The sequence below is a fragment of the Paenibacillus sp. J31R120 genome, from assembly GCF_056269225.1.
The window spans coordinates 378162-402439 of record NZ_JBWDNN010000001.1 but is presented as its reverse complement, the minus strand read 5'-3'; the positions used below and the strand labels follow the sequence as shown (position 1 = coordinate 402439).

The window sequence follows — 24278 nt, the reverse complement described above, 5'->3', positions numbered from 1 at the left end:
GTGAAAACATCATTCATTTTTTTAAACTTCTTATCTGCATAAGAGTTTCGTTCTCGATACAACGGGGCGTCAAAGGACGCAAGCAACGCAAACAATAGAAAAACCGATTGAAGTCATAGGACTCAATCGGTTTTTCAACAGGTTTTAGTTTCACGTTCTTATTAGTGCTATTTCAGGCATTATTTCCGCCAAAAAGTTGTACAATCTGCCTTGTCCACGATATTAAACTCAATCATTTTCTCAAGCAATGAGAAGTCGACCGGATTATCCCAGCGGAATCGCACCAACTCCTTGGTATGATCATAGCCAGCTTGTACAATTTCATCCGCAAATTGAACCATTCCCGCTCGCTCAGGCGCAACAGCCAAATGTTGCTTGGATACGCTAAAGCCAATAATATATGTGTCGTGATCAGTGAACATCGGCTGCTTCCAAGCTATCTTGGGCTCCAAATTCGGATATCGCTCGGCTCCCCATGTCAGTACCTCTTCCGTACGGGCTCGATGCTGCTCGTTCACAATATTTGCTAAATATTCCGCAAAAATTTCCATGTTTTTCCCCCCCTCCTTGAATCACCAGTAACCAAGCCTACATCAAGTATATCAATGAAATTTGCGGCTTACCATTCCTATGCTATTATGCGCTCCATAACATTCTGACCATAAAATCATATCGAAGCATACACCCATCGCATTACAAACCTGTATATACAAGTAAGCATCAAACCAATATAATTACTTATAATTATTAATTTTACCATAAATTATAGAAAGGGATTTGCCTATGAATAAAAAATCATCTCATCCAAGGGTATTAACGATTACCCTATTTGGCCTTATTGGGCTTGTCATCGGTGCAGTATTTTTCATTCTTTCATTTTACGGAGTAAACATTCCTATTGTTATCAACACAACCAGTTATGAAGGAACCTCATCTGCTCTCATGCTGTTGATTGGTTTTCCAATTTTACTGCTGATCATCGGCAGTATCGTCTCTATCTTCGTCAGGTCTTCCGGCAGCAGATAATAATACGTCATCATTCAATCCTTTCACCCGAAGAAACCATTTCATTCCAGCAACGTATTACCTAAAAACTGGATGGTCGGAGGTTATAATGAAACGTGTATCACGAAAAAAGTTGGATACTGGCTCATTCATTTTGGATTTTTTGATAGAGTTATTGATATACGTGCCGCGTCTGGTGATTCGGGCAGTAAGATGGATTTTCGATTAGCTGGCCCCATTTTTTGCAATTAATGATTGACAACGATCATAAAGTGTTTTTATACTGAATACCGAAACGGAATAATAAAACCTGTTTGGGATGTATGTGGACTTTTCTGGAGAACACTCTCTATTTTCGCCACACAAAGGCTTATTGGCCTTTTGTGTGGTTTTTTTGCATTCAAAAAGGGGGATTACAATGAAATTATGGCATTATGCGTTGATCGTTTTTTTAGGAGGCTGCTGTTATGGAATCTTGTCCACCTTTGTTAAACTGGCGTATGCGGCAGGCTTTTCGGTGTCGGATGTAACCGGGGGCCAATACTTATTCGGAGCTGTACTTGCTTGGCTGGCTGTTTTATTTACCAAAAAGACAAAGCTGACTCGCATCCAAATCACCAAGCTGCTTCTATCGGGCATTCCATTTGGATTGACAGGCGTCTTTTACTATCAGGCTCTACAAACGCTTAACGCATCATTGGCGATCATTTTCCTGTTCCAATTTGTTTGGATCGGAGCTCTCTTTGAATGGATGTTTCATAAGAAAAAGCCGACAGGGAGCAAACTTCTATCCATTGGTCTGCTTCTGATCGGCTCTGTCTTGGCTGCCAATATTCTGTTCCAGGGAGGGATGACGTTGTCCTTGGCAGGATGCATCTGGGGCTTGCTTGCTGCATTCAGCTTCACTACGTTCATCTTTTTGAGCAGCATCGTTGAGAAAGCGACCCCTCCCCTCTTAAAAAGCGCTCTACTTTCCACTGGGGGAGTTATCGTCGTGTTTTGCGCATTCCCGCCCACTTTTTTATTTGATTTGGATGTATGGATTGGGGTAGCTCCCTATGGATTGGCACTGGGGATTTTCGGGGTCGTGCTTCCTCCCCTTTTGTTCACTATTGGAATGCCGCATGTCGGCTCAGGTTTGGGCACCATACTGACTGCATCCGAATTGCCGATCGTCATTATCATGTCCTCTGTCGTACTGGGAGAAGTCATTAGTCTGCCTCAGTGGATTGGCGTGATCGTTATTTTAATAGGGATTGCTAGCAGCAATATTCGGTTTAAAAAATCGAACAAGAGACCTGCAGCTATTCAGAAATCTGCCAGCAGCTAACACAAAAAAGCCGTTCGAGATGTACTGCCCCTTGTTATGGATAACAGAGGGCAGTTCATCTCGCACGGCTGCTGCCAATTAATTGTCTTTCATTCTCGATCTTTATATTCCGTACTCCTACAAGAAGAGCTTCATCAGTTTAACAAACATGGGGTTCACCTGATATCCTCTTGGATTGACAGAATATCGCTTCCCAGTATCCAACCTCGCAATTCGCTCCATATCCTCCTCACTCAAATTGAAGTTCCATACATCCATATTTTCCTTTATGCGTTGGGGATTCGAGGACTTTGGTATGACGATTGTTTCCCGGTTTAGGTGCCAGCGTAAAATGACTTGTCCAACCGTTTTTTGATGTCGTCGAGCAATGGCCTTTAGTTCCTCATTCTCCAACAAAGCCTTATTCCCTTGCCCCAATGGTGCCCATGCTTCATGCAATATTTGATGACGAGACATATACTCCCTCAATGGCTGTTGTTGAAATTCAGGATGAGTCTCGATTTGATTAATCATCGGAGTAATCTCCGCATGCTTCTTCAGATGCTCCAGGTGATCGATCTCAAAGTTTGCTACACCTATAACTTTTATTTTTCCCTCAACGTACAATTTCTCTAATGCTTTCCATGCGTCGACATAATGAGGACCGGCAAAATGAAGAAGATACATGTCAAGATAAGTTGTATTCAACTTTTTACAGCTATTCTCAAAGGCCTGCTGTGTCTGCCAATACCCCAGATCGGTTGTCCAAACCTTTGAAGTTAGAAAGAAATCTTCTCGCGGAAGACCACTATTCTGTATTCCACGCCCCAATGCTTCTTCATTTCCGTAAATACGTGCTGTATCAAAATGACGATATCCAGCTTTAATGGCTTCATTAATGGTTTTTTCAAAAACACCGTTCTTCCCTTGTTTGAGATTATAGACACCAAACCCGAGCTGAGGAATGTTCACTCCGTTCGCAGCTGCAATGGACAGATCCATACGTTTTCTCCTTTCTGAAAAACTACGATACATATTGCATTTACTTGCAAAGCGACAAAATGATATCAATCATATTCCGTATGTCCTGCAATTTTTCAATCGCATGGATACGATAATAGTTTTTGGTTCCCTCTTTATGAACGCTAACGATTCCGGCATCTTTTAACACTTTAAGATGGTGGGCTAAAGCAGGTCGAGATAGATGCGTATACTGTCCAATCTCGCCCACCCGCATACCAGAATCTTGTGCTCTTTGGGCTAGAGTTATCAAAATGGCTTGGCGAGTTTCATTACCTATGGCCAAAAGCACAGCTTGGTTACTTTTAAAATTACGCAGCGTACGATGCATAACATCCTGTTCCATCCATTCTCTCTCCTTAGCGAAACCAATTAAACCGTCTGGCAGTGAATAGCTTAACATATGTTCTTCATTCATAATCTATCGGTAAAGGAAATCGAGACCATTGAATGTAGCCAAATACAAAAAAGCCGGCATTAGCCGGCTGTCACAAAACGATGAATACCTCGTTACCTCTTCACCTTATAAAACTCATGATATAGCTTCATAAGCGCCCGCTTCTCAATCCTCGAAACGTAACTCCGCGAGATGCCTAATTCCTTCGCAATCTCCCGTTGCGTCCGTTCATCCCCGCCATGCACCAAACCAAATCGGCCGATACCTTATCTGCGTCGTCATCCGTTTCCGTATCCAAGATATCGATCAACGTAATTTCGTTGCCTTTCTTGTCCGTCCCTATCGGATAACTTGTTATTTTGCATTGCGAGATTGTACACATCAGGATAGATCGCGCGTTATAATATATATAACTTTCCATTACGGAATATAGGCGGCTCTACATTAAAGTTTCCAAGCGAGTAATGAAGGAGGTTCGGAAGTTGTGACATCAACGAATACAGGCAAGTTGGCGCTTGCGCTTGAAGGGGGCGGCGCCAAGGGCGCTTACCATATGGGAGTGATGAAAGCCTACCAAGAGACGGGCCAAACCTTCGACGCCATAGCCGGCACCTCGATCGGTGCCCTGAATGGAGCCGTCATCGCGCAAGGGGATTTCGAGTTCGGATACCAGGTCTGGGAGCGGCTGGACGCCCGATCGATCTTCGACATTAGTGACGAAGAATACCGCTTGCTGATGCGGCGAAAGCTCGATACGGCCGCCTTACGCCATTTGGCTGCGCGTACCAAAAGGCTAATCGCGGACAGGGGCATGGACACGCGAAAAATGCGCCTCTTGATGGAATCCCTCGTCGACGAAAGTCGGCTGCGGGCTGCCGCAGTGGACTTCGGTCTCGTGACGGTCTCCTTGAGCGATCGGGCGCCGCTCGAGCTTTACAAGGAGGATATTCCGCAGGGGCGCATATTGGACTATCTGATGGCCAGCGCCGCTTTTCCCGGCTTTCAGACGACGTACATCGACGATAAAGCTTTTATCGACGGTGGACTATACGACAATTGTCCGATCAACATGCTCGCTCGAAAAGGATATACGAGCATCGTCGCAGTCCGAACGCTCGGGTTCGGCGTGACGCGCAAAATCCGCTATCCTGGCCTCACAATTACGACGATCTCACCCTCCGAGCCGCTAGGCGGTATGATGAGCTTTAGTCCCGAAACGATACGCCGCAGCATGAGCATGGGATATTACGACGCGCTCCGACAGCTGAGGGGCTTGCAAGGGCGCACTTACTGTATTGATATAGGAGGTTTAACCGAAGAGGCTTGCGACGAGAGGCTGGTTTCACTCCCCGATGCCAAGCTGCTTGCGCTCGGCCGTATGCTCGGCGCGAGCGGTATTCCTTCTCGGGAACTGTGGAGCAGGGTCATCGTGCCAAGGCTGTCGAGCAGCATGCGCCTCCCCGCTGACGCCTCCTCCATTACTTTTATCCTCCGTCTGGCGGAGGTACTAGCCTCGGCCAAGGGAATTAATAAATACGCCATCTACCGCTTTCCCGATTGGGTGCGCTCCACAATAAACGGCCCTCTGAAGAACGTCCAAGGACTCGGCTTCCGACAAGTGGAGCTCTGCATGGCGGCTCAGCGCATTTTAGAAGGAATTCGGTTGTGATAAGCTTAGAATTTCGCGGTATGTCTACACCGACGTTTAAGGTAGAAGAAGTAATTTAATTAATGCGATCATTGTAATTGAGTTTGTAATCTCCTTGATTTGTTATTGGATCCGTTAGCGGGAATAACGTCGTGGACCCATCAACATCATTTAAAGGAGTATTTTGCTCGAACTTATTTCTTCATAATTGGTTAGCATGGCCTTATAAATTAAAAAAAGCCGGCATCGCCGGCTAATCAACAATTTTGCATTTTCATTTCTTCGCCTTATAAAACTCATGATACAGCTTCATAAGCGCCCGCTACTCAATCCTCGATACATAACTCCGCGAGATGCCCAGCTCCTTCGCGATCTCCCGCTGCGTCCGCTCGTCTCCGCCGTGCACCAAACCAAATCTGCCAATCACAACTTCCTTCTCGCGGTCATCCAGTATGTCCAGGTTTTTGTAAATCTTGCTCTTTTCGATCTTAAGCTGAACCTTATCCCCGACGTCATCCGTTTCCGTACCCAAGATATCGATCAACGTAATTTCGTTGCCTTCCTTGTCCGTCCCTATCGGGTCATGCAGCGAGACGTCCTTGCGGGTTTTCTTCAGTGATCTTAAATGCATAAATATTTCGTTCTCAATACAACGCGCGGCGAAGGTCGCGAGCTTGGTGCCTTTGCCCGTCTGGAAGCTTTCGATGGCCTTGATCAGGCCGATGGTGCCAATGCTGACGAGATCCTCCAGATCCTCACCGGTGTTGTCGAATTTTTTGACGATGTGGTCACAGGCCGATGTCATACTTAATACCGGCGTTATCACTAACAGAAAAAATTAATCTCGATTCAACTGCCAATCCTCATCAATGCCAATGCGTCCAGCTAATATTGAATCTATTTCATACAAAAGCTCGCTAAACAAATGTGAGGGTAATTCTCCCGGAGCAATTCTGTCTTCGTTCTTTATTTCACTATGCACGTAACTCCCACGGGCAACCGTGCCTGCACGATAAAATTCCAATTCGTAGATTGTGACCACCTCATTCTCCATTCCAATTGGAATTCCGCTGAACGTTAAGCTGGCTCCAAACCCTTGAGTTTCGTGTTCCTTGTAATATTGATAATAGCTGCCGCCTTCAACTACAGAACCTTTTGACCAGCCGAATTTGGTCATCGAACCAAGCAACGAATATCCGTTTATTGTTACTCCCGCATATCGCATTACACAAGTTGCATCTCTTTCCTCGCTTGTTACAATGAACGTATTCCGAACCAATTGAACGATAGGCTGCACAACTTCATAATCCGCTAGATGCTGCTTCCACTTCTGTTTCTCTTCATCGTCAAGCTCCAAGGGATGAACAAGCCTGACAAAATCCATCTCCGAATGTGTGATTTTGTTCCCGTAGGATGTGCAAAAACTCCCGTCATCCATATAGCGATATGTTGCTCTAAGCTCTTCCCCTGTATAGATTCCCCAAACGAGGCCCGAAGCAAAGATATGCTGAACCGGATTGTTAACGAATAGTTTATGCCATTCTGCGAACGTCCACCTTCTCTTGGTTGCAAGAGACTGCTCCAAGCGAATTTTTATCGACTCCCGTATGGTTTTTAACTGTTTTTTCAGCTGCTTGAATTCAGTCTGCGCGCCAGCGGCAAGGACGGTATCATCCGCTTTTGAAGGAGTCGGTAAAACTTTATACGTTTTTCCGCTCTCATCTGTAATTCGCAAGTCATGATTGATTAGAAGTTCCACTCTAAATTGCCTGGATCCATACTGAAGCGTTCGGCCCCTCTTGGCATCGAAACCCAAATTCGGAACGACCCGATCGGCAAGCTCCTCGGTTGAAATTCCTCTTATCATTGCAACTTGACTGAAAGCATCGATAGCTGCCTGCCTAACTTGCTTGAATTTAAACTTTCTTGCGATTTGATCGATGAAGACAAGCACCGAATCCAATGGTGACAATATTAGCGCTCTCACCGCTTCACAAGCGATTGCCCCGCGGGATTCCAAAGGCCATACTTTTATTTGCTCCTGTATCGATGAGACAACTCGCTCGTCACCGAAGGCAGCCGCGAAAGCCAAAACCCATTTTTTCGAAGCTTCTGCGCCATCATAAAGCCATCGCTTTAAAACTTCATGAGCTAAGTCAGCTAGATCATCCCCGCGTAGCGGAGCAGCCAACTCATGTGCCTTCCAATTACGGCTGACTTCTTCCTGAACAACATATAGTCTAAGAATATTAAGTATTACATGATCCTCAACCACTTCTCCGGATTGTTGCACACGAGGACGAGATAATGTCGACGACTCAAGCCACGCCATGTTGGCCGAAGGCGGCACGACAATCATTGGGTTAAAAGATAAATCATCGTTTGAGCCTAATTGATCCTTTAATGAATTGGCGATGAGTTCTTTGATTTTCGCGTTTTTCTCGCTAGTATACAATCTCTGCAGTTCTTGAATAGACTGTTCATTTTCCCATCCGCTAAGTAGTCGAACGACACTTTCTCGTACAGCCGCCTTCTTATGAGCAAGTAGCGGAACGACAGAAGCTACAATATGAGAAATAGGTGTCAGGAGCTTTACAGTCTTATCGCGCACAATCTTGCTATCATCAGCCAGATAGGATACCGCTAATCCGGCAAATCGTTCTGCATCAAATGTCATAAGCATGTTTAAAATAAAACATTTTTCAAGATTAGTATTCGCATGATTAGTGAGATAGCTCGCCAAATGATCTGCGAACTGGACCATGTTTTTATTCAGATAATGGAGAGTTTGCTGTGACCAAGCATGGTCATCTGGATGAACTTGATCTATCTGTGCAGTCTTAATAAGAAAAGGAATTAAATCCTGCAATTCACCCCCAGCTTGCAAATAGGCATCTAAAAATGCCTCAAAGCCAAGCCCATTCTTCAACGTCCAACTGCATAAATAAGCTAATGTTTGATTATCTGTATATGCAAGGAAACAAACTACACGATGATAGAGGCTGGAATGCGACCATAGATGCACAGCAGCCGATAAAAATGGACGGAACGTTTGATCATTAGCTTTATATTGCAGCCACTTTGCCTTAAGCTCGTCAACAATTGGATCCCCGCGAAAGAACCTCATAAGATCAGGCAAGTCCTCCGCCGGCACCTTCTCCGCTATCAATATTTCTTCTATATGAATCAGGAATTGCTCCTCCACTAGCTCCAGATAAGGGTAACCTTCTACAAATTCCCATAAAGCAAGGCATAGGTATAGTGTTTCCAGCTGTGACGAACCTGCAATTGCCCGCTCGTATTCCTGTCTATCACGAGATAGCTCTTCTTGCAGCAAACTCTTATTATCGTAGTTTGCGAGCTGCCGTATATACACTTCTCTTGGTATACCATGCATCGCATAAAAATAAGGAACTTCAAGTCTTCTTTCTCTCCAACCGTAAAAAACAGCAGAGGAAAACAACCTGTAGAAAGCTTCTGGATGGAAGATCACTAGAAAACGTATAAAAGATTTCGAGAACTGAATCAGCTCATGGGTAACTTCCGCCACATAAATGGCCTGTTTCAACCACTTTTCGGATAAGCTTGAGTTTAGATCCCACTCTGTTAGCTTTGCCAATTGCCTAATCTGTTCAGCTCCCATATCGCTTCGGATAGCCTGCAAAATAATCTCAGCAACCGCTGAGGTTTGTTGGTCTCTTTTTAACTCATTTTCAACCCAAAACATAAACTCGTGTTCCAACTGACTTGATGATAGATCGCCATTGTTGTTTACTTTTAACAGATTAGCAATCAGAAACAACCTCTCAATCTTATCCGTTTGTTGTAAATTTTCATGAATTAACTTAGGTTCACGTTCGGCGACATGAGCGATAAAATCAAATTTTTGTTTTTCCATTCGTTTGGATAATTCATCATGCTCCAGAAACCACTTCCATACCTGGCCAAGCGGAATATTATAACTGCTCATGATTGTTAAACAGCCCCTACGCCACAATGCGTCTTCCGTATAACCACAGCTTGCTTCCAGAAAACTAGCTTGTCCGATTTCGAGCATCACCGTTAGTAGTCTCCCCAGCAACTCCGGTTCCTTCCCTCTAAGATGACGCTTGCGGATATATGACCAGATTTTATCCATGCCGCCCACCTGGTAATGCCGCGGTGCAATAATAATTGGCAAATTGTCCGGGATGGGGCCTCCCGCTTCAATAAAATACGCGCAAGTCGCAGCCTGCTTCGCCTCTAAGCCAATAGTAATTAGCATTTGTTCCAATTCACTTGATATCAATATGGACTTTTTATCCAAATTTATATTCACTCCACTCCGTAGTTTTCACATAGCTTTGTTACTGACGAATACTTCTGGCAGCAACAATGAGGCCTGCTTCATTGAATTACTGTTTTAGCTGTTCGTAAGCGTACTAAGGTGCACTCTGGGGCATTCTCCACGCCCGAAATAACGATGCGCTATAAGCGCATACTGTCCGATAATCCTTGGGAAAAGGGAGTTCCAATTCTTAGCAGGTAGTCAATCATGACCGATTAACGTTTGATTGATATTAAATAGTGAACTATATTTGTAATATCGACACTAAATGTATTATTTTGCACACACTATAATGGCTTATTAAACGTGTATCAAACCATAACATCTCCATGTAAAAACGCCACCTTCACCAGGTGGCGTTCAATACTACCTCTTCGCCTTATAAAACTCATGATATAGCTTCATAAGCGCCCGCTTCTCAATCCTCGAAACATAACTCCGCGAGATGCCCAGCTCCTTCGCGATCTCCCGCTGCGTCCGCTCATCTCCGCCATGTACGAGTCCGAATCTCCCTATAACCACTTCTTTTTCGCGATCATCCAGTATGTCCAGGTTTTTGTAAATCTTGCTTTTCTCGATCTTAAGCTGAACCTTATCCGCGACGTCATCCGTTTCCGTACCCAAGATATCGATCAACGTAATTTCGTTGCCTTCCTTATCCGTGCCTATCGGGTCATGCAGCGAGACGTCCTTGCGGGTTTTCTTCAACGATCGTAAATGCATAAGTATTTCATTCTCGATACAACGAGCAGCGAAAGTCGCGAGCTTGGTGCCTTTGCCCGTCTGGAAGCTTTCAATGGCCTTGATCAGGCCGATGGTGCCAATGCTGATGAGATCCTCCAGATCCTCACCGGTGTTGTCGAATTTTTTGACGATGTGAGCGACCAGCCTTAAGTTATGCTCTATGAGCAAATTGCGCGAATGCGCATTGCCTTCAGCCATCAACGCCAAATGCTTTGTCTCTTCTTCCTCCTTCAGAGGCTGAGGAAAAGCATTGTTCTTCACATACGACACGAGCAACGTAAGCTGTTTGATAAATAAAGCGATAGCCGTAAAAAATCCCATGCTCCGTACACCCCCAAGCTGAATGGCTCAGGCTTATTTTTAAGCCCTTGCGCGAAGATTCGTCAGTTGTACATTGTATGTGGGCGAGGGCCTATGTGTGCATGTACGGCTTAATGACCCAGAAAAGTCTTCAATTGCTCACGTGTGTCATTTTATTCATATTGTTTGTCCGGTTCAAAGATATCATCTTCCGAATACAGGTGGGAATCCAACAAAAGAAACCATTCCTAGGTAAAATGGAAGTGCGACCTGCCATTTACGAAGGAATGGTTTCTTTGTGCATTCCATATACCATGGAACAACATTAATTCGTTCCGAGCGGATTATTGAGGTGCTCTTGCGCGGCTATGTGCCGCACATCGAGAAGCGCGCGCTCTACATTCAGAACATCATAGGGCATCACTTGGATGAATACACCTTTACGCCCTGAACATATGTTTCGCGAATCCGCAGCGAATCTCCGTTGCGGTCGAGCAATACGAAATCAGCATCCACCCCTGGGCCGAACGCTAATTCTTTTCCGTTCAGGAAAGCCCGAGGACGAATGGACGCCATGTTCCAAGCCTCCGCGAAGGTGCAAAGCTTATGGCGCGTCATCTGTTCCACGCCCCGAAGGAGCATTTGGGCGGAGCCGGCAAGCAAATTCGGCTGATCGGCAAGATGCAGCCGGCCCTCAGGCGTCAGAACGACCTTGCCGCCGATATGAGGCGTATATTCGCCGGGCGGCATACCCGCCAATTGAACCATATCGCTGACGAGCATTACCCGCTCCCCTTTCACCTTCAATATAACCTTTAACACGGATTCGGGAAGATGAAATCCATCGGCAATCATGCAAGCCCATAACCGATCCTGCGCAAGCTGCTCCCATATATAATTCGGATGCCGCGGCAGCATCAGATGAGCGCCATTGCCCAGATGGGTGGACATGCTCGCGCCGGCAGCCGCCGCCTCCTGAATTTGCTCAGCGGTTGCGCTAGTATGGCCTATGGAGACAATGACGCCGCTTGCCGTACACTTCTCGATAAATTCAGTAGATCCAGGCCATTCCGGCGATAACGTTATGATTTTAATTTTGCCTTGGGCCGCTTCTTGCCAACGCTGGAACAGCTCCCAGTCCGGCGGCTGCACTAATGACTTGCCGTGCGCGCCTCGTGGTCCGTCCTCCGGCGAAATAAACGGCCCTTCGAGATGAATGCCGGCGACTGCATAATCCGTGCATGTATCCGCAGCGCAGGCAGCGGCAATCGCCTCGACCGCCTCAGCGATTGCCTCGGAGCTGTTCGTGATGACCGTAGGCAGATAAGAGGTGACCCCCTCCGCCCACAAGGCATGGGTAAATTGCTGCGGCATCCCGGTTGCAATCGGAAGCGTATTGAAATCCATACCCTGATACCCGTTGATTTGCAAATCGAGAAGTCCTGGAGCAATCCAAGGCTGATTGCCCGCCTCCTCATCCAAGCGGGTCATTCGTTCGATCTTGCCGCCGCTTAGCTCAACCTGCACAAGCTCGCCCGATTCATAATGAATCGCCTTCAGCATGCCGGACTTGATTGCTGCCGCTTCGATTGTCATATCGGGTCAACCCCATAGGCATCAGTATCGACAAACAGCGTGCAGCTTGTATGAGTTCGCAGGATCGAAGCCGGACATTCCGTCGTAATCGGCCCATACAATGTCTTATTTACCGCCTCGCGCTTAGTCGCACCCGGCACCATGCAATATAAATGCTTGCCCGACAAAAGCGCCGGAATAGTCAAGGTAAGCGCATGGGTCGGCACATCGTCGAACAGAGGAAAACATCCATCATTCACCTGCTGCTGCCGGCAAACCGCATCAAGCTCCACTGGCTTCACCCAGAGCGGATCATGAAAATCAGCCACCGGCGGATCGTTGAATGCAAGATGCCCGTTCTCTCCGATTCCAAGGCAGACAATATCAATCGGCTGCTCCTGAAGCAGTTGGGCATATCGACGGCATTCCTCTTCGGCCAAGCCGGTACTATCAATGAGATGAATGCGGCCAGGCTGAACCCGATTGAATAAGCGCTCGCAGATATACGTACTGAATTTTTGCCCGGCATCGGCAGGCAGACCTATATATTCATCCATATGAAAGGCGGTCACCTTCGACCAATCTATGCCCTCCGCCTGCGCAAGCTGATCGACGAATTCATTCTGCGACGGCGCGGATGCAAAGATCATGCGCACGTGGCCCTGCTGCGTAATGAGCTGCTTCATCCGCTCTATAACCTGCTCCGCTGCGGATTCGCCCATCTCTTGCCGCGTACGATATACCTGAACCTCCAATTGATCCACTTGTTTGATCTCCAGCGGTTTCGTCTTCATGTTCATTTCCCTCCGAGTTTATCGCTAGTCGTTTGCACGCTCTCTTTCTTTTGTCACCGCTTCCCATGCACCGTTCAAATAAACCGCTCCGAGCGCACGGTCGTATAGCCCGTAGCCCGGCTTGCCCGTCTCCCCCCAGATCATCCGGCCGTGATCCGGCCTGATTGGACCGGCGAAATTAATATCGCGCAATGCGCGGATAATTTCCACCATGTCCAGCGATCCGGCCCTCGAGAGATGCGCGGATTCTTGGAAGGATCTAGGCCCCGTCCATTTTACATTGCGGGCATGAACGAAATGGACTCTGTCTTTTGCCCCAAAATATCGAATCATCTCCGGCACGTCATTGGATGGGTCCGCACCCAGGGAGCCGCTGCACAGGCAGAGGCCATGATTGGGACTATCATGCAGTCCGATCAGCCGCTCCAGGTTTTGCCGATTGGTAATAATGCGCGGCAAGCCAAATATCGGCCATGGCGGATCATCCGGATGAATAGCCATGCGAAGCCCGACCTCATCGGCCACCGGCATAATCGCTTGTATGAAATAGGCGAGGTTTTCCCACAGCTTTTCCTCTGGAACGGATTGATAATGATCGAATAAAATTTGCAGCTGCCCATCCTCATAGCTGGTATCCCAGCCGGGTAGCTTCAGCTCGCCGGAGAGCGGATTCATCCGCTCAATGACTTCTTCCTCATAAATCAGTGCTGTTGAACCATCATCCAGCTCATAATCAAGCGAGGAGCGAGTCCAGTCGAATACCGGCATGAAATTATAGCAAACGACCGGAATTCCCGCTTTCGCCAAGTTGCGCAGCGTTTGCTTATAATGCTCAATATAGCGATCACGCGTAGGCAAGCCGATTTTTATATCTTCGTGCACAGGCACGCTTTCAATCACTTCCAATTGCAATCCCGCAGCTTCTATCGTCTGCTTCAACGCCATAATGTTCTCATAGGGCCATACCTCGCCTACGGGAATATCATAAATGGCCGTTACTATACCATCGACGCCGGGAATTTGCCGGATCTTCTCTAATGTTACCGGGTCCTGATGTCCGAACCATCGGAATGACATTTTCAATTCAAGCGCCTCCTGCCCTAGGTGATTGTTATATCGTCATAGCCCCGAAACCGCCGTCGACGCGCAAGAGCGTGCCGGTGACAAAGCTTGATGCCCGCTCCGCAGCCAGATAGACTGCGGCTCCTTGCAATTCCTCAGGATTGCCGAAGCGTCTCATCGGCGTATGGCCCATAATCGCATCCGTCCTCTCCTCCGACAAGATGCTGCGATTTTGCTCAGCGGGGAAAAATCCCGGAATGATAGCATTCACCCGAACGCCCGCCGGAGCAAATTCTCGAGCCAGAAACTTCGTCATATTGTTGACCGCCGCCTTGGACGCGGAATAAGTAAACACGCGAGATAAAGGAGGGTCCGATGAAACGGATGAAATGTTGATGATGCTTCCGCCGTTACCTTGCTGCACCATCTGCTGGCCAAATATTTGGCAGACAAGAAACACGCTCTTCAGATTGACATCCATAATCGAATCCCATTCCTCGGACGTAATCTCAAAAAAAGGCGTGGCGCTGTTGACGCCAGGGCAATTCATAACAATATCGACTTGGCCCGACCATTCCAGCACCTCAGCCAGCACGCGCTTCAAGTCCGCTTCCTGCGTGGCATCGGCAGCGAAACATCGGGAGGAGCCTCCTGCTTCTTCGATCCGCCTGCTCACCTCGCGTGACTTGTCCTGATTTCTCCCTACTATGGCAAGCTGCGCTCCATGAGCAGCCAGAGCCGCCGCCATCGCTCCGCCAAGCGTGCTGTTTCCGCCAATGACCACCGCCGTTTTCCCTGACAAATCAAATAGATTCATAGAACCTCCGTGACCGGTATCGACCATACTCTCACCCCCTTGGCCTTCCATTAAAGTTTCTTGATCCTGTCTTTGAACCTCCCGATGAATCGGGCGTTGGCTTCATCGCCGCCGGTCGCATTGCCGCTCATCCAGATCGGCGGTTGAATGCCTTCCTCAGCCAGCAACCCGATCGTTTCGGCGACTAGCGAATTCAGCAAATATGCATTGGCAAAGGTTGAAATGGCCGCCACTTGCTGCTCCATGTCGCCAACCTGCAGGATCGCGTCCCCGACAGGAACCTTGCTGTCCAGCACAACATCCACAAGATCATGAAGATTCTGCTTGGAAGGATGTCTTGCCGCGTGGCCGGCCGGCGTCTCCGTCGCATGGCGGACCGAAGTGACTCCGATCGTGCGTACCCCTCGCTTCTTCGCCTCCAGCGCTGCATCAATCGTAGCGGCATTAATGCCGTATGCATTAATAATGATGAGTAAATCGCCTTCTTGCAGCCCATAATCGTCGATCACGATTTTACCGTGACCAGGCAGCCGCTCGGTCGCCATGGACCGCAATGCTCCTCCGCTTAACAACGTGCCTTCATCGAGAATTGCGCTAATATGCATCAATCCGCCTGCCCGGAAAAATATTTCCTGTGATCCAAGATTCGAATGGCCGCCAGGCCCATACGCATAAACGAGCTTATCCTGCTTGATCTGCTCGGCTGCCATTCGGGCGGCACGGAAAACAGCCTCCTGCTCTTCATCATGCAAAAGCTGGATATGAGCGATCACTTTATTTAAGTATTGGGTCATGAGTTTCGTCATCCTGATTCCTCCCATCCTTGATTAACAGCAGCCCTCTTATTGCTTGTATGATCGTATCCTCGACAGAAGGTGCAAATCTTGCCGGCAATTGAAAAAAAACATGCGACTCATCCGCCTCGTATCCACCCTCCGCAAGCTGCCCGGCAGTTGGAATATAGCCGAGCATCCCGTTGCTGTAACCAAGCGGCAGCACCTTCCCTGCGGAGTGCTCCTTCACATAGCTCCCGTATTCGGTGACGACTTCCCCATCCATCGCCAGCAGCGATAATTCATCCGCAATCGTAACTAGACGGATATGGAACGGCACGGCCCCCTTACGGCTGCCGGTGTCCGGCTCTGCTTCCAATGGCAGCTCTACGGTGACTGACCTGCTGTCGATCATGACAGGTGTAATGCTGCGCATCGGACGACGCAATACGCTCATCACTTGATCCGCCAGCTCGGCACCGAAGCGGACAACCTCCTCGTCGCCTCCACGGTAAAACTCGCCGTCTTTGACCAATCTGGGCCTGACATCTCCGCAGCAGCCCTGCATAAAAAACGCCATCGCATTCGCACCGAGCTTCTCCTCCACCAGCGCCATCGCCACGCCTGGAAACTCGGATGAGACCAGATTCTGATCCGTCGTCGTCGGATGGCAGGCAAAATGTACCATGACCGCCTTCTGCCGGTTGTTCTCGGCAACAAATCGGATCACATTCAATTCGGGATCGACAACCCCTTCCTCATGGGGAGCCATCCGAATTTGTCCGTCCTCCCACCGTCTCCGGTTAATGCCAATCCCGCAATGTCCGATGCCCCGCTCCATCGTCACGGGCTCTAGATTGCCGAATGCTTCTTCGATGGCTTCAGCCAGCTTCTGCTCCAGAAATTCCACGTATTGCAGGTCCATAAGGCCAATAGCATGTTCGAACCGATCGCTTGTCTGCGGGCCCGAATGCGTATGGCTGGCATTCAGAATGACAGCTGAGGACGCAATGCCCCAGCGCCGGCTGATCATGGCGTACATCCGCTCCATACGCTCTGAGCCCCACCAGATAATATCCGCCGCAACGATCAACGCAAGCTCTCGCTCACCTGAAGTGCTGCTTGATTGCACAACCATCGCTTTCAAATAAAGTGAATGCGCCTCCCCTTCCATCTCCCCCGTACGGTGTTCAAACCCTGCGAGCGGCAACGGAAGCAAGGGTGTTATGTTTCGTCTGGCAACTCCCAGACTAAGTGTGACGGTCATCGGTTGATTCCCCCTCGCGGATGGTCATTCAGTCCGACTAGGACGGCTTCGCAGCCAGCAATTCAATGGTCAGCAGCACATTCCTCATAATGTGATAAGGATCCTTCACCGGAAGCGCAACCACCTTCTGCGTCGGTTGCCCTTGCCGATCGCGAATTTGAATCCATTCGCCAGTCAGCGGATCAGGATGCGGGAACGTGCGGAACACGTAATGATGCATTTGATCGTACATGCGCAGGAACTGTTCATCCTGCGTCAGCTTATGACATAACAAAAACGTATATAACGCTTCGGAATGCGGCCACCAAATTTTCATATCCCATGTATCGCAGATCAGCGACTCATACCCATCGTTGATTTTCCGGCCGCGCGGTTCGCCTCCATCCCGGTCCACATAGCGGTAGAGTCCGCCATATACCCCATCCCAACCAATCTCGAACGCCTTCTTGACCACGCGTCCCGCCTTCTCGATCAGCTCTGGACGGCCCAGCTTGCGTGCTTCCTGGAGCACAAACCACATGCACTCGATCGAATGCCCGGGAGCGATTTGCCTGGCAAGCAGCGTATCGCGGCCCGCTTCATGAAGCGGCAGCAGCTCGGTTAGCAAATCCTCCTCATGCACAAACCTGTCCATGATTTCATTCATATAATGCCTGCTGCGTTCGCGAATCTCCAGCCCGGCCGGATGGGAAGCGGCCATCAACGCATCTGCCAGCTCCTGCGCAACATTCAGCATAATCATCGCAAATGACTGTGAGGCAAAACCGTCGGGAACCGGATAAGGCTCGCTGCGCACGCTTCCAGCCTCCAGCCTGGCCTCGATGCTTCTGTACAGCTTCAAGGCCAGTTCAAGCACTTCACTATCGTTCTGCGCCCGGGCATATTCGGCAAAGCCCAATACGACGAAACCGTCCGCATAGAAACTGAGGTCATACCCCTGACCCGGGATAAATTCCTTTTTCTCCCCAGTCTCTGTCAGCAAGTAAGCGCAATTTCCGTTGTCCAGAAACACATGCTTCGCAAGAAAAGAAACCGTCTTTCCGGCATGCTCCAGAATTTTGTCCGCCTTCCAGCCAAGCTGCTTCTCGTCCAGCAATCCCTGGCGGCACATCCGGACCATCCGCGACATAATCCAGACAAACCTTCCTTGCGACCAGGTGAACTTATCGGTGCTCAACAATTCTGTTCCTTCATTATTAAAGCAGGTGTATATACCGCCATGGGTCCGGTCCAGCGCACGCTTCCAGAAAGGCCATAAGCTTCCCTGGAGATGATCCCGATAAAACGAAAGCAGGCTGTTCATTTGCATTCACCCGTTCATCCGTTATTTGCTTCCCGTCATGCTGATGCTCTCAATGATGTGCTTTCTCAAGAAGATAAACACAAGCAAGATAGGCAATACCGACATGACCGATCCTGCCGACATGACAGTCAAATCAATAGAGAATGCCGATTGGAACATCGCCAGGCCCAATTCCATCGTATACAGCTTCGTATCGCCAACGACGAGCAGCGGCCAAATAAAGGCGTTCCAAGCTTCGATGAAGGCGAAAATACCGAGCGCGCTCATCGGCGCTTTGCAGAGCGGCGCCACGATGCGGAAGAAAATGCGCCACTCGGACGCTCCCTCCATCCTTGCCGCTTCCAGCATCTCATCTGGAATTTGCTGCATAATGTTTTGCCGCATAAAGAAAATCCCGAAGCTCATAACCAGATAAGGAGCGACCAATCCGCGGAAGTTGTTCAGCATATCCAGCTTTTGCATTTGCAAATACAAAGGAATCATATAAATTTCGAACGGTACGATTGCTGTCGCCAGCAGAATAGCGAATAATACCGCGCCCCCGATAAAGCGGAATTTTGCAAAGATGTACCCGGCAAGCAGTGAGGTAAAGACAATCGCTACTGCCGAAATCGTCGCCATCCGCAAGCTGTTCCAAAAATAAAGATGAAAAGGCACGGCATCAAATACGGCAACGAAGTTATCCAGCTTAAATGATTTTGGAATAAAAGACGGCGGCCAAACGTTCAGCTCGGTCGGAGTTTTGAATGCCGTCGAGATCATCCAAAGAAAAGGAATGATCATGATGACAGCCCCGATGGTCAAGACAATGATTCGGATGATGCTGGAAAGCCGTTTTTTCTTGGTCATCGTTTCATCCTCCTGCCCGAACTTTTTTTCTCACGCGCCAATCCCATCTGAATGCCAGTCAAGACCAGCACGATCAAGAACAAGATAACGGCTTCAGCCGAAGCATAACCCATATTGAAGAAACGGAAAGCGTTTTCAATCATGTCATATACAAGCACCCGTACTACATAACCCGGAGACCCCTGAATATCCGATGCCAGAACATAAATCTGGCTGAATACGTTATACCCGTGGATCAGAGTAATGACAGAGACGAATACCGTAATCGGCTTCAGCAAAGGGATCGTGATAAAACGGAAAGCTTTCAGCCCGGTTGCTCCGTCAATCGAAGCTGCTTCATAATATTCCTTCGAAATTCCGGTTAAGCCTACCGTAAAAATGATCATATTGTAGCCAATTGTCTTCCACACCGTAAGCATGATGACAGAGACAATAGCCAGCGTTGGATCAAGCAGCCACGGCTTCGGACTGATGCCGAAGAAGGACAATGCGTAGTTGAATAATCCTTGCTGCGAATCCAGAATCCACTTCCAGGTTACGGCTACCGGTACCATCGGCGTAATATACGGCAAGAAATAAATCGCCTCGTACCATGATTTGAACCGAATCCCCCTGGACAGCAAATACGCGATAATGAGTGCTATCGGCACGCTGAAGATTAAGATGCCAAAGGCGATAATCGTCGTGTTCTTGAGTGCAGTAAGGAACGGATCACTTTGAAACAAAGTAACGAAGTTTTCCATTCCGACAAACGGCTTGTCGACAGATACCATATCCCATTGAAACAAGCTGATATAGAAAGTCTTAACGATAGGAATGAACCGAAGATACGTGTAAATCGCTATGATCGGAGTCAGTCCCAGCAGCACAAACCAATGATGCGGTTTAAGCCGGAACCTTTTCTTCGCCAAAGTTGCCATTGTTCATTTCCCTTTCATCCGTTAATAAGGAGAACCCTCCCCGTATTCGGTTCGGGTTCCCGGTTCGATTACTCGGCCAAATGTCCCGCCTTCTTCAAGATAGCGTTCGTATCCTTTGCTAGATCCGCCAGGAATGCTTTCATTTTATCCGGATTATCGACGAGCGACGCATCCGTAAAACCTTTCTCCGATAGACGATCTGCAAATTTAGTCAATATTTCATCAAATTCCGGAATGGTCGGATAAGCATGCAGCTCCTGCTTTGTGAAAAAAGCCTTAAATGCCGGATTTTCTTTGAAAAACTCCTCGAAGTCCAGATCTTCTCTCGCCGGCAGCCATCCGGTCATTTCTACCATCTGCTTATGGTTCTCCGGCTTCATCAGGAAGCGGATGAACTCCCAGGCCGCCTGTTCTTTATCCTTGGCAGCATTCGTCACATAGAAATCGGACATTCCGATTACATTGGCTACAGGCAGCGGCGCAGTTGCGTATTCCAGATCCGGCGCCTTCACTTTAATATCGCCGATTACCCAGGATTCGCGGACGAAGAATGCTGCCATTTCCATTTCGAACGCTTCCGCATCATGCTTGATCGTCGGATCGTCCGTTTTATATTTGTGAACCATATCGATGTACATTTGCAACGTTTTGAGACCGGCTTCATTATCGTAATTCGCCTTATACTTTCCAGGCGAAACTTCTTTTACAATACTGCCTCCATGCTGCGCGAGCAGTGTCCAGAACTTCTCGCCCAGGCCGCTGCCTCCGCCCGTCAGGCGCAAGCTCATCCCTGCACGCTGCAAGTTGCCCGAGGCGTCTTTGACAGCCAGCTTTTGAGCGTACTCCAAAAATTGATCCATGCTGCTCGGCGGCTCTGTCAGTCCCGCTTCTTCGAACATTTTGGTATTGTAATAAATAACCCCTTTTCCGAGCTGATGAGGGATTCCATACACCACATTATCCACTTGAGCGCGATCGGCGATCAATTCCGGATAATTGCCTCCTGTCACAAGCTGGGCCAGGTCGTCAGGCGCCTTCTTCAGCATATTGCCTTGAATGAACCGCAGAGCAATGACCGGGTTGAGCGACACAATATCCGCGGCGCTGCTGGACGGCAAACCTGCAGCGACTTTTTTCTCGAAATCTCTAAGCGGGAAGGATGCGATGTTGACCGTGACGTTCGGATGCTCTTTCTTGTAATCTTCCGCCATTTTCTTATACCAAGGGTCAAGCTCCGGGTATCCTCCCCAGATGGTCAGCTCTACCGGCTTATTCTGCTTATTACCGTCTTTTGAATTGTTTTTTTGCGAGTTCGGGTTGTTAGCGCTTGAGCAGCCGACAAGGGCCAGCGACACGATTAAGACTAGAGAAATTAGCGTGATCAACCTCTTTTTTGCTTTCATCGGAAGTCCTCCTAAACGGATTTTTCGTTAGTGAAGCGATTTCACAGAAGAACGAACAACCAATTTTTCATCTAGCGTAACTTGCCTGTATTCCGCAATATTTTCTTCAAAAATACGTTCAAACAAAATATTCGCTAGCAGCTTGCCCGCATCGTAAGTCGGAATAGAGACCGAAGTGAGCGGAAAAATCATAAGTTCGATATCGTCAAAGCCAACGAGCGAAAGATCGTCAGGAATTTTCAAGCCAGCGCTTCCGCAGGCTTTAATCACGCCCAACGCAATGACATCGTCAAAACAAATCAATGCGGTCGGACGATCCTTCATGGCAATCAACTGGTTGCCCACATCGACCCCATCCTCCAAATGTTTGGCTTCATGGAAGACATGCTCTTCCGATAAGCTGAGGCCGCTGGCCATCATCGCATCCTTAAATCCTTGGAACCTCAGCTTGGAAGCTCTCGACGTTCGCTGACCCGTTACAAACCCGATTTTTTTATGCCCGTTCTCAATCAAATGGTTGGTCACCTGAACGCTTCCGTTATAGTCATCGAACTGTACATAATCGCAGGTCAATCCCGGAATGGAACCGAGCAGAGTAAACGGAATTTTCTTTCTCTTTAATTCATAAATGTGATCGAACGCTACACCTTCCAGCAGCGGAGCGATAATGAGACCATCTACCCGTTTGCCGACCATGACACTGACTTGAGTGACTTCAACCATATGATTCTCGCCGCTGCTGCATAAAAAAACGGTATATCCATGCTCATTGGCAACTTCTTGTACACCTTTCGTAATTTGATTGTAGAAAGGGTTGGTAATGTCTTTAATGACCAGGCCAATCGTTTTCGTGAATTTGGATGTCAGTCCTCTGGCAATTTCATTGGGGACATAGCCATGCTTTTCGGCCGCCTCCAATACCTTCACTCTAGTCTTCTCTGAGAACCCCGCCTTGTTGTTCAGAACCCCTGAAACGGTGCTTTTCGCTAAACCAGTTATTCTTGCCAGATCCGCAATTGTTATATTCATAATCACGACCCTCCTATTCATTTGAACCGTTTCAAATTTTGTGTGTACTTATGGAACCAGTTAAATAATAGCAATAAGTGACTGGTTCGATAAAATTTGAACCGTTTCAAATTCTCATTTTTCTGAATTATAAAGCGTTTTCATTTCCATTGTCAACTACTATTTTGAAAAGGGATACGTGGTGTATCATCAATCCAGCCATGCAAATCGCAGATAAACCGTGCTCGATGGCGTGCGTTGCTTTTCCTTTCATCGGTGTCTGCATGGCTTCCTGCAATCAATCGCCAATAAGAAATCCCCGTATGGCTGGCCGTTGAAGATAACGGCTAGCGGCGGAATTCTGCTAAAGTCCTTGCGACTCGAAAATAAAAAAAGCTTTAAGTCGAGGATACGACTTAAAGCTTTTCAGGTTAGCAGAGGTTCGATTCTTGATTAAGACCCATAAGATAAAATTACATCAATCAAAATATCCGCAGCAAGCGCCACCTGCTCCAGCTCCACCCACTCGTCTTCGGTATGTGCCTGGTCGATAGATCCCGGGCCGAACACGACTGACGGGATGCCGACAAGCGCCAGCTTGCTGGCATCGGTGCAGTACGGCACGCCGTGCGTCTTCACTTCTCCGATCCGCTTGGAAGCCGCTTGCGTAAGAAGCCGCACGACATCGGAATCCGCGCTAGTATTAAGCGTATAATCCAGCACGAACGGCGGATAGACATTGACGCGCGCCCGGTCATCCCCAAGATTCAGCGTAGTCAGCTCATCACGAAGATCCGCCCATACCTGCTCGCTGTCCTCGCCTGGAATAGTACGGCGGTCAATCTTGATGCGGGAGCGGTCCGGAATCGTATTCGGCGCGACTCCGCCGACAATCTCTGTGACACTGAGCGAGCCAGCACCGACCAAAGGATGAGGCTGGGCCAGCAAGCGAGGAGTGACGACATCTCTTAGATGGGAGATGACCTGCACCATGGCATCAATGGCATTCACGCCTTCGCTTGGCCGGGAAGCATGGGCCGACACGCCCACCGTCTCGATCTCACAGCGGACAACACCCTTATGGGCAATGACGGCATGAAGCTCCGTCGGTTCGCCGACGATCGCCGCGCCGAATTTCTCATGGATGTTGAGCAGGTCGAGTACACCTTTGTAATGGACTTCCTCATCGACCGCAGCAGCGAGATAGACCGGAACGGCAGGCACTTGCCCATTCTCAGCGCACCACTCGATAGCCGCCAGCATGGCGGCAAGCGAAGCCTTCGTGTCGCAGGCTCCCCTTCCGTACAGCTTGCCGTCTGCAACCTCTGCGGCGAAGGGCTCGATGGTCATGTTGGTCGTCTGCACCGTATCCATATGCGCCTCCAGCAGCAAGCCAGGCGAATTATTGTTCACGCCAGGCAGCATCCCGACAATGTTCGGACGGTTCGGCAGCACCTCGCGGCGCTCGGCAGACAAGCCTAGCCGCTGGAAAAACCGCTCCACATAATCAGCTACCGCAAGCTCCGGCACGCCCCCTTCAAAGTTGGGATTCACGCTCGGAATTTGCACCAGGTCCCTCAATATTTCCGTCGTACGAGCAGCGTCGATTCTATTGGTCATAACAGTGAGCCGCCTTTCGTTTGTGTGTAGGGTAGTAGCCATTGGTCATAACAGGGGTCAGCAACAGGTTGTTTCAACGGCTCGATGGACGATCCGACAAAACGATTGGATCAGCTGTGCAGCCATAGCTGGAATTC

21 protein-coding genes and 1 pseudogene are annotated in these 24278 nt (G+C 48.5%); 3 read left to right on the top strand and 19 right to left on the bottom strand.

Annotated elements, in window-relative coordinates; translation table 11 throughout:
* Window positions 1-179: 179 nt before the first annotated feature.
* Entirely contained in the window at window positions 180-551 is a 372-nt protein-coding gene (locus AC0YNW_RS01790; protein WP_475830532.1) for an iron chaperone, read from the bottom strand.
* Between the two features lie 232 nt (window positions 552-783).
* On the opposite strand from AC0YNW_RS01790, the gene AC0YNW_RS01785 reads away from it, so the two are divergent.
* Both AC0YNW_RS01785 and AC0YNW_RS01780 read left to right on the top strand, forming a co-directional pair.
* Window positions 784-1026, top strand: coding sequence for a hypothetical protein (locus AC0YNW_RS01785; RefSeq protein WP_475830531.1), 243 nt, complete (start codon window positions 784-786; stop codon window positions 1024-1026).
* A 397-nt stretch (window positions 1027-1423) separates the two neighbouring features.
* Entirely contained in the window at window positions 1424-2335 is a 912-nt protein-coding gene (locus AC0YNW_RS01780) for an EamA family transporter (protein WP_475830530.1), read from the top strand.
* Window positions 2336-2452: 117 nt separating this feature from the next.
* Here the strand turns inward: AC0YNW_RS01780 and AC0YNW_RS01775 are convergent, their stop codons facing one another.
* The 3 genes and pseudogenes from AC0YNW_RS01775 to AC0YNW_RS01765 form a co-directional block, all read right to left on the bottom strand.
* Window positions 2453-3316 carry an aldo/keto reductase gene (locus AC0YNW_RS01775; protein WP_475830529.1) on the bottom strand — a complete coding sequence of 288 codons (864 nt, stop codon included), beginning with the start codon at window positions 3314-3316 and terminating at the stop codon, window positions 2453-2455.
* A 40-nt stretch (window positions 3317-3356) separates the two neighbouring features.
* Window positions 3357-3680, bottom strand: coding sequence for an ArsR/SmtB family transcription factor (locus AC0YNW_RS01770; protein WP_475830528.1), 324 nt, complete (start codon window positions 3678-3680; stop codon window positions 3357-3359).
* A gap of 164 nt (window positions 3681-3844) precedes the next feature.
* Window positions 3845-4077, bottom strand: a pseudogene (locus AC0YNW_RS01765) (sigma factor-like helix-turn-helix DNA-binding protein); the annotation flags it as partial.
* A 138-nt stretch (window positions 4078-4215) separates the two neighbouring features.
* On the opposite strand from AC0YNW_RS01765, the gene AC0YNW_RS01760 reads away from it, so the two are divergent.
* Window positions 4216-5400: a patatin-like phospholipase family protein gene (locus AC0YNW_RS01760; RefSeq protein WP_475830527.1), complete on the top strand. Its 1185-nt coding sequence runs from the start codon at window positions 4216-4218 to the stop codon at window positions 5398-5400.
* 301 nt (window positions 5401-5701) lie between these two features.
* On the opposite strand, the gene sigK (AC0YNW_RS01755) is transcribed toward AC0YNW_RS01760, so the two are convergent.
* From sigK (AC0YNW_RS01755) to AC0YNW_RS01685, 15 genes are all read right to left on the bottom strand, one after another.
* Window positions 5702-6184, bottom strand: coding sequence for an RNA polymerase sporulation sigma factor SigK (gene sigK / locus AC0YNW_RS01755; RefSeq protein WP_475830526.1), 483 nt, complete (start codon window positions 6182-6184; stop codon window positions 5702-5704).
* Window positions 6185-6217: 33 nt separating this feature from the next.
* Entirely contained in the window at window positions 6218-9685 is a 3468-nt protein-coding gene (locus tag AC0YNW_RS01750; protein ID WP_475830525.1) for a DUF4132 domain-containing protein, read from the bottom strand.
* 387 nt (window positions 9686-10072) lie between these two features.
* Window positions 10073-10771, bottom strand: coding sequence for an RNA polymerase sporulation sigma factor SigK (sigK, locus tag AC0YNW_RS01745; RefSeq protein WP_475830524.1), 699 nt, complete (start codon window positions 10769-10771; stop codon window positions 10073-10075).
* A gap of 399 nt (window positions 10772-11170) precedes the next feature.
* Entirely contained in the window at window positions 11171-12346 is a 1176-nt protein-coding gene (locus AC0YNW_RS01740) for an N-acetylglucosamine-6-phosphate deacetylase (RefSeq protein ID WP_475830523.1), read from the bottom strand.
* Entirely contained in the window at window positions 12343-13119 is a 777-nt protein-coding gene (locus AC0YNW_RS01735; protein ID WP_475830522.1) for a glucosamine-6-phosphate deaminase, read from the bottom strand. Before AC0YNW_RS01735 ends, AC0YNW_RS01740 begins: the two co-directional genes overlap by 4 nt.
* A 24-nt stretch (window positions 13120-13143) precedes the next feature.
* Window positions 13144-14202: a mannonate dehydratase gene (gene uxuA / locus AC0YNW_RS01730; protein WP_475830521.1), complete on the bottom strand. Its 1059-nt coding sequence runs from the start codon at window positions 14200-14202 to the stop codon at window positions 13144-13146.
* 28 nt (window positions 14203-14230) lie between these two features.
* Window positions 14231-14998: an SDR family oxidoreductase gene (locus AC0YNW_RS01725; protein ID WP_475830520.1), complete on the bottom strand. Its 768-nt coding sequence runs from the start codon at window positions 14996-14998 to the stop codon at window positions 14231-14233.
* Between the two features lie 50 nt (window positions 14999-15048).
* Complete coding sequence (locus AC0YNW_RS01720) at window positions 15049-15804, bottom strand: sugar isomerase domain-containing protein (RefSeq protein WP_475830519.1); 756 nt, start codon at window positions 15802-15804, stop codon at window positions 15049-15051.
* On the bottom strand, window positions 15773-17038 hold the full coding sequence (locus tag AC0YNW_RS01715) for a neutral/alkaline non-lysosomal ceramidase N-terminal domain-containing protein (RefSeq protein ID WP_475830518.1): 1266 nt from the start codon (window positions 17036-17038) through the stop codon (window positions 15773-15775). The genes AC0YNW_RS01720 and AC0YNW_RS01715 overlap by 32 nt, the downstream gene beginning before the upstream one ends.
* A 37-nt stretch (window positions 17039-17075) precedes the next feature.
* Window positions 17076-18347 (bottom strand): AGE family epimerase/isomerase, encoded by a 1272-nt coding sequence (locus AC0YNW_RS01710; protein ID WP_475830517.1) that lies wholly within the window; start codon window positions 18345-18347, stop codon window positions 17076-17078.
* A 15-nt stretch (window positions 18348-18362) separates the two neighbouring features.
* Window positions 18363-19190, bottom strand: a complete 828-nt coding sequence (locus AC0YNW_RS01705) for a carbohydrate ABC transporter permease (RefSeq protein WP_475830516.1) — start codon at window positions 19188-19190, stop codon at window positions 18363-18365.
* Window positions 19187-20110 (bottom strand): carbohydrate ABC transporter permease, encoded by a 924-nt coding sequence (locus AC0YNW_RS01700; RefSeq protein WP_475830515.1) that lies wholly within the window; start codon window positions 20108-20110, stop codon window positions 19187-19189. Before AC0YNW_RS01700 ends, AC0YNW_RS01705 begins: the two co-directional genes overlap by 4 nt.
* Window positions 20111-20178: 68 nt before the next feature.
* Window positions 20179-21513, bottom strand: a complete 1335-nt coding sequence (locus AC0YNW_RS01695) for an extracellular solute-binding protein (RefSeq protein WP_475830514.1) — start codon at window positions 21511-21513, stop codon at window positions 20179-20181.
* Window positions 21514-21540: 27 nt separating this feature from the next.
* Window positions 21541-22542: a LacI family DNA-binding transcriptional regulator gene (locus tag AC0YNW_RS01690; RefSeq protein WP_475830513.1), complete on the bottom strand. Its 1002-nt coding sequence runs from the start codon at window positions 22540-22542 to the stop codon at window positions 21541-21543.
* Between the two features lie 432 nt (window positions 22543-22974).
* Window positions 22975-24141 (bottom strand): M20 family metallopeptidase, encoded by a 1167-nt coding sequence (locus tag AC0YNW_RS01685; protein ID WP_475830512.1) that lies wholly within the window; start codon window positions 24139-24141, stop codon window positions 22975-22977.
* Window positions 24142-24278 lie beyond the last annotated feature (137 nt).

Coding starts and splice junctions, on each gene's coding strand:
- sigK (WP_475830524.1), bottom strand. CDS start 10,771: ATGGGATTTTTTACGGCTATCGCTTTATTTATCAAACAGCTTACGTTG.
- AC0YNW_RS01690 (WP_475830513.1), bottom strand. CDS start 22,542: ATGAATATAACAATTGCGGATCTGGCAAGAATAACTGGTTTAGCGAAA.
- AC0YNW_RS01720 (WP_475830519.1), bottom strand. CDS start 15,804: ATGACGAAACTCATGACCCAATACTTAAATAAAGTGATCGCTCATATC.
- AC0YNW_RS01790 (WP_475830532.1), bottom strand. CDS start 551: ATGGAAATTTTTGCGGAATATTTAGCAAATATTGTGAACGAGCAGCAT.
- sigK (WP_475830526.1), bottom strand. CDS start 6,184: ATGACATCGGCCTGTGACCACATCGTCAAAAAATTCGACAACACCGGT.
- AC0YNW_RS01710 (WP_475830517.1), bottom strand. CDS start 18,347: ATGCAAATGAACAGCCTGCTTTCGTTTTATCGGGATCATCTCCAGGGA.
- AC0YNW_RS01700 (WP_475830515.1), bottom strand. CDS start 20,110: ATGGCAACTTTGGCGAAGAAAAGGTTCCGGCTTAAACCGCATCATTGG.
- AC0YNW_RS01725 (WP_475830520.1), bottom strand. CDS start 14,998: ATGAATCTATTTGATTTGTCAGGGAAAACGGCGGTGGTCATTGGCGGA.
- AC0YNW_RS01775 (WP_475830529.1), bottom strand. CDS start 3,316: ATGGATCTGTCCATTGCAGCTGCGAACGGAGTGAACATTCCTCAGCTC.
- AC0YNW_RS01770 (WP_475830528.1), bottom strand. CDS start 3,680: ATGGAACAGGATGTTATGCATCGTACGCTGCGTAATTTTAAAAGTAAC.
- AC0YNW_RS01735 (WP_475830522.1), bottom strand. CDS start 13,119: ATGAAGACGAAACCGCTGGAGATCAAACAAGTGGATCAATTGGAGGTT.
- AC0YNW_RS01695 (WP_475830514.1), bottom strand. CDS start 21,513: ATGAAAGCAAAAAAGAGGTTGATCACGCTAATTTCTCTAGTCTTAATC.
- AC0YNW_RS01785 (WP_475830531.1), top strand. CDS start 784: ATGAATAAAAAATCATCTCATCCAAGGGTATTAACGATTACCCTATTT.
- AC0YNW_RS01740 (WP_475830523.1), bottom strand. CDS start 12,346: ATGACAATCGAAGCGGCAGCAATCAAGTCCGGCATGCTGAAGGCGATT.
- AC0YNW_RS01685 (WP_475830512.1), bottom strand. CDS start 24,141: ATGACCAATAGAATCGACGCTGCTCGTACGACGGAAATATTGAGGGAC.
- AC0YNW_RS01715 (WP_475830518.1), bottom strand. CDS start 17,038: ATGACCGTCACACTTAGTCTGGGAGTTGCCAGACGAAACATAACACCC.
- AC0YNW_RS01705 (WP_475830516.1), bottom strand. CDS start 19,190: ATGACCAAGAAAAAACGGCTTTCCAGCATCATCCGAATCATTGTCTTG.
- AC0YNW_RS01780 (WP_475830530.1), top strand. CDS start 1,424: ATGAAATTATGGCATTATGCGTTGATCGTTTTTTTAGGAGGCTGCTGT.